This is a genomic window from Caldimonas hydrothermalis, from assembly GCF_056746695.1.
Genome location: NZ_JBWQXA010000013.1, coordinates 86785 through 95689 on the forward strand (window position 1 = coordinate 86785; position 8905 = coordinate 95689).

At 68.6% G+C, this 8905-nt stretch carries 10 protein-coding genes and 1 pseudogene; 6 read left to right on the forward strand and 5 right to left on the reverse strand.

The window, feature by feature from the left end; genetic code table 11:
- Nucleotides 1-900 (reverse strand): YicC/YloC family endoribonuclease, encoded by a 900-nt coding sequence (locus AC1ECW_RS14800; RefSeq protein ID WP_481202139.1) that lies wholly within the window; start codon nucleotides 898-900, stop codon nucleotides 1-3.
- 43 nt (nucleotides 901-943) lie between these two features.
- On the opposite strand from AC1ECW_RS14800, the gene AC1ECW_RS14805 reads away from it, so the two are divergent.
- From AC1ECW_RS14805 to AC1ECW_RS14830, 6 genes are all read left to right on the forward strand, one after another.
- Nucleotides 944-1912, forward strand: coding sequence for a serine/threonine protein kinase (locus tag AC1ECW_RS14805; RefSeq protein ID WP_409660798.1), 969 nt, complete (start codon nucleotides 944-946; stop codon nucleotides 1910-1912).
- Nucleotides 1913-1937: 25 nt separating this feature from the next.
- Nucleotides 1938-2849 (forward strand): PP2C family protein-serine/threonine phosphatase, encoded by a 912-nt coding sequence (locus AC1ECW_RS14810; RefSeq protein ID WP_409702070.1) that lies wholly within the window; start codon nucleotides 1938-1940, stop codon nucleotides 2847-2849.
- A gap of 62 nt (nucleotides 2850-2911) precedes the next feature.
- Nucleotides 2912-3637 (forward strand): ribonuclease PH, encoded by a 726-nt coding sequence (gene rph, locus AC1ECW_RS14815; protein ID WP_409702072.1) that lies wholly within the window; start codon nucleotides 2912-2914, stop codon nucleotides 3635-3637.
- Between the two features lie 8 nt (nucleotides 3638-3645).
- Nucleotides 3646-4275: an RdgB/HAM1 family non-canonical purine NTP pyrophosphatase gene (gene rdgB / locus AC1ECW_RS14820; protein ID WP_481202140.1), complete on the forward strand. Its 630-nt coding sequence runs from the start codon at nucleotides 3646-3648 to the stop codon at nucleotides 4273-4275.
- On the forward strand, nucleotides 4268-5494 hold the full coding sequence (gene hemW, locus AC1ECW_RS14825) for a radical SAM family heme chaperone HemW (RefSeq protein ID WP_409702076.1): 1227 nt from the start codon (nucleotides 4268-4270) through the stop codon (nucleotides 5492-5494). Before rdgB ends, hemW begins: the two co-directional genes overlap by 8 nt.
- Nucleotides 5495-5581: 87 nt before the next feature.
- Nucleotides 5582-5959, forward strand: coding sequence for a response regulator (locus tag AC1ECW_RS14830; protein WP_409702078.1), 378 nt, complete (start codon nucleotides 5582-5584; stop codon nucleotides 5957-5959).
- Here AC1ECW_RS14830 and AC1ECW_RS14835 read toward each other — a convergent pair.
- From AC1ECW_RS14835 to AC1ECW_RS14850, 4 genes and pseudogenes are all read right to left on the reverse strand, one after another.
- Nucleotides 5946-7031, reverse strand: coding sequence for a protein-glutamate methylesterase/protein-glutamine glutaminase (locus AC1ECW_RS14835; RefSeq protein WP_409702080.1), 1086 nt, complete (start codon nucleotides 7029-7031; stop codon nucleotides 5946-5948). The two genes, AC1ECW_RS14830 and AC1ECW_RS14835, sit on opposite strands and share 14 nt — an antisense overlap.
- 13 nt (nucleotides 7032-7044) lie before the next feature.
- Nucleotides 7045-7758, reverse strand: coding sequence for a chemoreceptor glutamine deamidase CheD (gene cheD / locus AC1ECW_RS14840; protein WP_409702082.1), 714 nt, complete (start codon nucleotides 7756-7758; stop codon nucleotides 7045-7047).
- A gap of 47 nt (nucleotides 7759-7805) precedes the next feature.
- A complete protein-coding gene (locus AC1ECW_RS14845; protein WP_409702088.1) occupies nucleotides 7806-8675 on the reverse strand; it encodes a CheR family methyltransferase in 870 nt (289 codons plus the stop codon).
- A 44-nt stretch (nucleotides 8676-8719) separates the two neighbouring features.
- A pseudogene (locus AC1ECW_RS14850) lies at nucleotides 8720-8905 on the reverse strand (methyl-accepting chemotaxis protein); the annotation flags it as partial.

Sequence of the window (8905 nt, forward strand, 5' to 3'; positions counted from 1 at the left end):
TCACTCGATGTTCTGCACCTGTTCGCGCATCTGCTCGATGAGCACCTTCATCTCCACGGAGATCTGCGTGAGCTCCAACGCGGCCGACTTCGAGCCCAGGGTGTTGGCCTCGCGGTGCAGTTCCTGGATGAGGAAATCGAGCCGCTTGCCGATCTCTCCGCCCTTGTCGAGCAACCGCTCGATCTCGTCGAGATGCGCGGCCAGGCGTGAGAGTTCTTCGGCCACGTCGATGCGCAAGGCGTAGGCGGCGGCTTCGCTCAGCGCGCGCTCGCGCTGCGCCTCGGCGCTCATGCTCTGGGCGGCGCCGGCGGATTCCAAGGCCTGCTGCCAGCGTTCCAGGAAACGCTCCTGCTGGCGCTGCACCACCTGGGGCACCAGCGGGGCGGCCTGGCTGGCCAGCTCGCGCAGCTTGACGATGCGCTGCATCAGGATGTCGACCAGTCGCTCGCCCTCGCGGGCGCGGGCCTCCTCCAGGGCCTCGAGGCACTCGCGCGCGGCCGCCAGGGCAGCCTCGTCCAGGCGTTCGACCCCGCCACCGCCCTTGCACCATTGCAGGGCTTCGTGCACGGACAAGGGCTGGGCGCGGGGCAGCCAGGTCTGCACCATCGCCTCCAGCCGGGCCAGGCGGCCGAGCTGATCGGGCTGCGGCCGGGGCCAGGCATCGTCGGCCTCCCGTTGGGCGTTCAGCCGCAACTCGATCTTGCCGCGCCGTAGCCGGGACGCGAGCAACTCGCGCAGGGCCGGCTCGAGGGCGCGCAGTTCGTCGGGCAGCCGAAACGTGAGGTCCAGGAAGCGGCTGTTGACCGAGCGCAACTCCACCGTCACGCCTGCGGCGCGAAAAGGGCTTCCATCCGCCGTCGCCACCGGGGCTCGCGAGGACGCGCTCGCGTAGCCGGTCATGCTATAAACTGCCATCGCACCTATCGCATTGCAAAATTCGATTATGTCAAAGCCCAAGCCCTCCCCGTTGCCGCCGGGCACCGTGGTCGGTGGTTACCAGGTCATCAAGAAGTTGGCGGCCGGGGGCTTTGGCGTGGTCTACCTGGCCGAGGACCAGGAAAAGCGCCTGGTTGCGCTGAAGGAATACCTGCCGTCTTCGCTGGCCGAGCGCGCCCCGGGCGAGCTGGCCCCGCGGGTCAAGCCGGAGAAGCAGCCGCTGTACCGCCTGGGCCTGAAGAGCTTCTTCGAGGAGGGCCGTTCGCTGGCCCAGATTTCGCACCCCAGCGTGGTCTCGGTGCTCAATTTCTTCCGCGAGAACGAGACCGTCTACATGGTGATGAACTACCTGCAGGGCGACACCCTGCAGGACTTCATCGTCACGGCCCGCGAGCTCAAGCGCGACAAGGTCTTCCGCGAGTCCACGATCCGCTCGCTGTTCGACGAGATCCTGCGCGGCCTGCGCATCGTGCATCAGCACAAGATGCTGCACCTGGACATCAAGCCGGCCAACATCTTCATCACCAATGACAACAAGGCCGTCTTGCTGGACTTCGGCGCCGCGCGCGAGGTGCTGAGCAAGGAAGGCAACTTCATCCGGCCCATGTATACCCCCGGCTTCGCTGCGCCCGAGATGTACCGGCGCGACGGCACGCTGGGCCCGTGGACCGACATCTACGCGATCGGGGCCTGCATCTATGCCTGCATGCAGGGCTATCCACCCAACGACGCGCCGCAGCGCCTGGAGAAGGACCGCTTGGCGCTGTCGCTCTCGCGGCTGCGCAACATCTATTCGGACAACCTGATCGAGGTGACCGAGTGGTGCATGGCGCTGGACCCGCTGTCGCGCCCGCAAAGCGTGTTCGCGCTGCAAAAGGAGCTGGCGCGCGAGACCGAGAGGCGCTACACCAAGCTGAGCTTCAGCGAGCGCCTGAAGTTGCAGCTCGAAAACCTCAAGGGCGGCAAGCCGGCCTGAGGGTGCGGTCATCGGCGAGGACGACATGAGGTTTTCGGTCTACCAGGTCAGCCGCAAGGGCGGTCGCGAGAAGAACGAAGACCGCATGGGCTACTGCTACACCCGTGACGCAGGGCTGTTTGCGCTGGCCGACGGCATGGGCGGCCACCCCGAGGGCGAGATGGCCTCGCAGATCGCGCTGCAGACCATGGCGGCGCTGTTCCAGCGCGATGCCAAGCCTGTGCTGAAGGACCCGATCCGCTTCCTGCACGATGCGGTGATCGCCGGCCACCACCAGTTGCTGCGCTATGCCACCGAACGGGCCCTGATCGACACGCCGCGCACCACGGTGGTGGCCTGCGTGTTGCAAAACGGTGCGGCGTACTGGGCCCATTGCGGCGACTCGCGCCTGTATCTCGTGCGCGGCGACAAGCTGATCGCACGCACGCGCGACCATTCGTACTCCGAGCTGCAGGAAACCCTCAACGGGGTGGTGGGGCTGGCTGAACGCTTCAACCGCAACGTGCTGTTCACCTGCCTGGGCAGCCCGGGCAAGCCGGTGGTGGACACGGTGGGCCCGTTGCTGCTGCATCAGGGCGATCGTATTTTGCTGTGCTCCGACGGCCTGTGGGGCACCTTGCCCGACCAGGTCATAACCGACCAGCTCGCCACCCGGCCGATCGCCGATGCGGTGCCCGAACTGGTGGAGATGGCGCTGCGCAAGGCCGGGGCCAAGAGCGACAACGTCACCGTGCTGGCGGTGGAGTGGGAGTCCTCGGAGGACGACGACTCCACGCGGGCGATCTCCACCCAGACCCTGGGTGAGGAGGTCTTCGCCTCGACCATCCAGGCCAGCGTGCTCGGCCAGGAACCCGACGATCTCGACGAGGCCGAGATCGAGCGCTCGATCCGCGAGATCAACGAAGCGATCAGGCGCTCGTCGCAGAAGAAGGGGTGAGCCTCCTTTCCGGCGCGCCCCTGGCCGGGGGACAATAGCGGATTCAACGAGGATCCCCTGCCATGCCGTTCCAGAGAACCGCGGGCCGCGCCCATGATGCGCTGCGCCCGGTGAGCATCACCCGACACTACACCAAGCACGCCGAGGGTTCGGTGCTGGTGGCCTTTGGCGACACGAAGGTGCTGTGCACCGCCTCGGTCGAGGAACGGGTGCCGCCGCACAAGAAGGGCAGCGGCGAGGGCTGGGTGACGGCCGAGTACGGCATGCTGCCGCGTTCGACGCACACGCGCAGCGACCGCGAGGCCGCGCGCGGCAAGCAAAGCGGGCGCACCCAGGAGATCCAGCGCCTGATCGGCCGCTCGATGCGTGCGGTCTTCGATCTGGCCCGGCTTGGCGAGCGCACGCTGCAGCTCGACTGCGACGTGCTGCAGGCCGACGGGGGCACGCGCACCGCGGCGATCACCGGGGCCTGGGTGGCCGCACACGATGCCGTCTCCTGGCTGCTGCAGCGCGGCCTGATCGAGTCCTCGCCGCTGCGCGATGCCGTGGCGGCCGTCTCGGTGGGCCTGGTGGAGGGGGTGCCGCTGCTGGATCTGGAATACGTCGAAGACTCGGCCTGCGACACCGACATGAATGTCGTGATGACCGGCAGCGGGGGCTTCGTCGAGGTGCAGGGCACGGCCGAGGGCGCCGCCTTCACACGTGCCGAGATGGACGCGATGCTGGCGCTGGCTGACAAGGGCATCCGCGAGCTGCTGGCTGCCCAGCGTGCGGCCCTGGGATTGTGAGCCCTGCGATGCGCGTGGTGCTGGCGTCGAACAACGCGAAGAAGCTGAGCGAGCTGCAGGCGCTGCTCGGCGGCCTGGGCCTGGAGCTGGTGCCTCAGGGCCGCCTGGGCATTGCCGAGGCCGAGGAGCCGCACGACAGCTTCATCGAGAACGCGCTGGCCAAGGCGCGGCATGCGGCGCGCGCCAGCGGCGGGCCGGCCCTGGCCGACGATTCCGGGCTGTGCGTGGACGCGCTGGGTGGCGAGCCGGGCGTGCACTCGGCGGTGTTCGCCCCTGCGCCGGCCCTCGAAGGCGACCGCGAGATGCGGCGCGCGGCCCAGGACGCCGCCAACAATGAACGGCTGTTGGACCGCCTGCAAGGCGTGAGCCAGCGCCGCGCGCGTTTCGTCAGCGTGCTGGTGGCCCTGCGTCATGCCTTCGACCCCGAACCTTTGGTGGCGATGGGCCGCTGGGAAGGCGAGATCCTGGAGGCGCCGCGCGGACAGGGCGGCTTCGGCTACGACCCGCTGGTCTACATCCCCGCGCTGGGCCGCAGCGTGGCCGAACTGGACGCCGCCACCAAGAATGCCCACAGCCACCGCGCGCTGGCCGCGCAACGGCTGCGTGAGCTGATGCGCGAGGTCTGGGGTCGTGGCTGAGTCTCCCGCCTCGCCGGCCGATGCGGCGCAGCGCTACCTGCGCGAGGGCACGCTGCGCCTGGCCGCGCTGCCGCCGCTGTCGCTGTATGTGCACCTGCCCTGGTGTCTGCGCAAGTGTCCGTACTGCGATTTCAATTCGCACGAGTGGGGCGGGGCGGCGTCGGCGCTGCCCGAATCGGCCTACCTCGATGCGCTGCGCGCCGACCTGGAGGCTGCCCTGCCGCTGGTGTGGGGGCGCAAGGTGCACAGCGTGTTCCTCGGCGGCGGCACCCCCAGCCTGTTCTCGCCCGAGGCCATTGACCGGCTGCTGGGCGATGTGCGATCGCTGCTGCCGCTGGAGGCCGGCTGCGAGGTGACGCTGGAGGCCAACCCCGGCACCTTCGAGCGCGACCGTTTCCGTGGCTATCGCCAGGCCGGGGTGACGCGCTTGTCGGTGGGGGTGCAGAGCTTCGACGACGACAAGCTGCGCCGCCTGGGCCGGGTGCACGACCGCCGGCAGGCCCTGGCTGCGCTGGAGGAGGCCCGGGCCTGCTTCGACACCTTCAACCTCGATCTGATGTATGCCCTGCCGGGGCAGACGCTGGAGGAGCTCGAGGCCGACCTGGCCCAGGCGCTGGCCTTCGAGCCGCCGCACTTGTCGATCTACCACCTCACGATCGAGCCGAACACCTATTTTGCGAAGTATCCGCCCGTGGTGCCGGACGACGACCTGGCCTTCGAGATGCTGGATCGCATCACCGAGCGCACGGCGGCCGCCGCTTTGGAGCGCTACGAGGTCTCGGCCTATGCGCGGCCCGGGCATCGCTGCGTGCACAACCTGAATTACTGGAGCTTTGGCGACTACCTGGGCATTGGTGCCGGTGCGCACAGCAAGCTGAGCTTTCCGCACCGTGTGGTGCGTCAGGTCCGCTACCGCGAGCCGGCGCGCTACATGGCGGCGGCCCGTGACGGGCAGGCGGTGGCGCAGGAGCAGGAGGTGGCGCGCCAGCAACTGCCTTTCGAATTCATGCTCAATGCCCTGCGCCTGAAGGACGGTTTCGAGCTGGCGCAGTTCGGGCAGCGCACAGGGCTGCCGCTGTCGGCGATCGCCGCGGGCCTGGACGAGGCCGAGCGCCGCGGCCTGGTGGCGCGCGACTGGCAGCGCGTGTGGCCCACCGCGAAGGGCTTCGACTTCCTGAGCGATCTGCAGGCCCTGTTCCTGGAAGACCCCCCTGGTTGAGAGGGTCGGTCCGATCCCCGGCTTGACCGCAGGGCCCTGCGTGGCAGCATGGGCGGCTGGATGCATCGCCCTGGACCGTCCCCTGACATGACCCCGTCTCCCGTTCCTTCCGGCGCTGTGCGCGTGCTGCTGGTCGAGGACGACCGCGTGCAGCAGTTGCTCGTGTCCACGTTGCTGGAGCGCGAAGGCTGCCTCGTCGATATTGCCGAGGACGGGCACGAGGCCCTGGTGCTGTGGCAGGAGCACCATCACACGCTGGTGTTGACCGACTGCCGCATGCCGCGCATGGATGGCTATGCCTTCACGCGGGCCTTGCGCGCGCTGCCGGGCGGGGCATCGGTGAGGGTGGTGGGGATGAGTGCCGACACCGACGACCGACCCCGGGCGCTGGCGGCCGGCATGGAGGCGCTGCTGGACAAGCCTTTGTCGGCCGAGGTGGTGGCCCGGGTGCTCAGACGCGGTTGAGGCTCAGGCCGGCGGTGCTGCGCAGGTGCTCGATCAGGTGCGGCGCGATCCTCGACAGCGGCAGGACCTCGTGCACTGCGCCGGCGGCGATGGCCTCGCGGGGCATGCCAAACACCACGCAGGAGGCCTCGTCCTGGGCCACGCAGTAGGCCCCGGCGTCGCGCATCTCGCGCATGGCCTTGGCGCCGTCGGCCCCCATGCCGGTGAGCATCACGCCAATGGCATTGGGGCCGACGACGCGGGCGGCGGACTTGAACAGCACCTCCACCGACGGCATATGGCGGTTCACCGGTTCGCCGAGCTGGACGCGGGCGATGTAGTTGGCGCCTGAGCGCTCGATGCTCAGGTGCTGGCCGCCTGGGGCGATGTAGGCGTGGCCGGGCAGCACCCGCTCGCCGTCCTGGGCCTCCTTCACCACGATGCGGCACAGACTGTTCAGGCGCGCCGCGTAGCTCCTCGTGAAGCCGGCAGGCATGTGCTGGGTGATGACCACGGCCGGGGCGTCGGCGGGCAAGGCCGTGAGCAGTTCGCGTGTGGCTTCAGTGCCGCCGGTGGACGCGCCGATGAAGATGATCTTCTCGGTAGACAGGCGTCCGACACCCGCCGGGGCGGGTGGGCGGGTGTCGGACGCCGGGCCGGCTGGGGTGGCGGGCGACGGGAGTTTGCGCACCTGGGCCTTGGCGGCCACACGGATCTTCTCGGTGATCTCCTGGGCGAGCTGCTGCAGGCCGTCGGCGATGCCGATCTTGGGCTTGGCCACGAAGTCCACGGCGCCAAGCTCCAGCGCCCGCAGCGTGACCTCGGCGCCGCGCTCGGTCAGCGTGGACACCATCACCACCGGCATGGGGCGCAGGCGCATCAGCTTGGAGAGGAAGTCGATGCCGTCCATGCGGGGCATCTCCACGTCCAGCGTGATGACGTCGGGATTCAGATTGCGGATCATTTCCCGCGCGGCATAGGGATCGGCCGCGGCGCCGACGCACTGCATGTCGGGCTGGCGGTTGATGATCTCGGTGAGCAGGCTGCGCACCAGGGCCGAATCGTCGACCACCACGGCTCGGATCTTGGACATGGCTTGCACTTTCTCAGAACAGGTCGATGGAGCCGGCGCCGCTGGCCGGGGGCACCACCCGCTGGCTGGCCGCACGCTCCTGGGCGATCAGGGCTTCGGGGTTGCTCGGGGCCAGGCGTTTGACCATGGCCTTGCCGCTGGCCGGCAGGAAGCAGACCTTGCGCGGGTAGATGTCGAGCACATCCTTGGACACCACCGGGATGCGCTCGGTGTGCAGGTACTGCAGCACGAAATCGGTGTTGCGCTGGCCCACGTTGAGTGTGTGCATGCCGCTGATGACCTGGCCGCCGCCAAAGACCTTGGCCTCCAGGGTGCTGCGCGTGGCGCCGCGCTTGAGCAGCTCGTTGATCAACAACTCCATGGCGAAGGAGCCGTAGCGCCCGCCGTCTTGCGCACCGGCGGCCTCGGGCAGCATGAAGTGGTTCATCCCACCCACACGGGCTTGGCGGTCCCATAAACAGGCGGCGATGCACGAACCCAGGGTGGTCATGATGAGGATGTCCTCGTCATGCACGAAGTACTCACCCGGCAGCACCTTGACGGCTTCGGCCTTGAAGTGGGCGTCGTAGAAGAAAAACGAGGCTTCGCCCGGCTTGCGCGGGGCCGCCTTCAGGGCGGCCAGGCGTGAGCCCGTGGGGGCGCCGGCCGTGCCGCTGAAGCCCCCGGACAGGCGGGAGGGCGGGGCTTCGGCGCTGGGGAGAGTGCTGCAGGCAAGCATGGTTGTCATTTCGGCAGAAGAGTCCCTGGCTTGAGCGGCGGCGGTCGTTGCCGGACTCACACCCGGCGGTACACGGTCTTGCCCTGGAGAAGGAAGAGATCGCGCGAATCGGTGAAGTTCTCCGAATGGCCCACGAAAAGCAGCGCCCCGGGGTGCATCACCGCGTGCATGCGTTCGAGCACTTTGCGCTGCGTCGGGGCATCGAAGTAGATCATCACGTTGCGGCAGAACACGATGTCGAAGGGATCGCCCAGCGCCCAATGGCTGCTCATCAGGTTGAAGGGGCGGAACTCGACGAGGCGAGCCAGTTCGGGCTTGACCCGGATGAAGCCGGCATTGGGCCCCGTGCCACGCAGGAAGTGGCGCTTGAGCCGCTGCGGCGAGAGCCCGCGGGCATCGTGGGCATAGACGCCACGGCTGGCGGAGGCCAGCACCTTGGTGTCGATGTCGCTGGCGAGGATGCGCACCGGTGCGGCCGGACCGAGGGTTTCGATCACGGTCATTGCGATGGAGTAGGGTTCCTCGCCGGTGGAGGCGGCATTGCACCAGATGCGCAGCGACCGTGCCGGATCGCGGCGGCGCAGGGCCTCGGCCAGCAGGCTGAAGTGGTGCTCCTCGCGGAAGAAGGCGGTCAGGTTGGTGGTCAGGCAGTTGACGAACTCCTGCCACTCGGCTTCGGCCAGTGGGCCCTGGGCCTGCTCCAGCCATTGCAGGTAGGCGGCGAAGGAGCGGTGGCCGGTCTCACGCAGGCGGCGCGAGAGCCGGCTGTACACCATGGCCTGCTTGCCATCGTGCAGGCTGATGCCGGCGCGCTGATAGATGAGTCGGCGCACCCGCTCGAAGTCGTGCCGGTCGAAGCTGAACTCGCGCTGGATGTCAGCCACCGGGGAGGGGGCCTCGAGCGCGGCCCCGGGGGGCAGTTGCATGTGGCTCATGGATGACTCATGGCGCAGGCTGGGGGATCGAGGGTTCAGGCTGCGGCGCTGTGCTCTTGCAGCCGGAAGGTGGCCACGACCTGAGCCAGTCGCTGGGCCTGTTCGCGCAGGGACTCGGCGGCGGCGGCGGACTGCTCGACCAGGGCGGCGTTTTGCTGGGTCATCTGGTCGAGCTGGCCGACGGCTGCGTTGATCTGGCCGATGCCGTCGTTTTGCTCGGA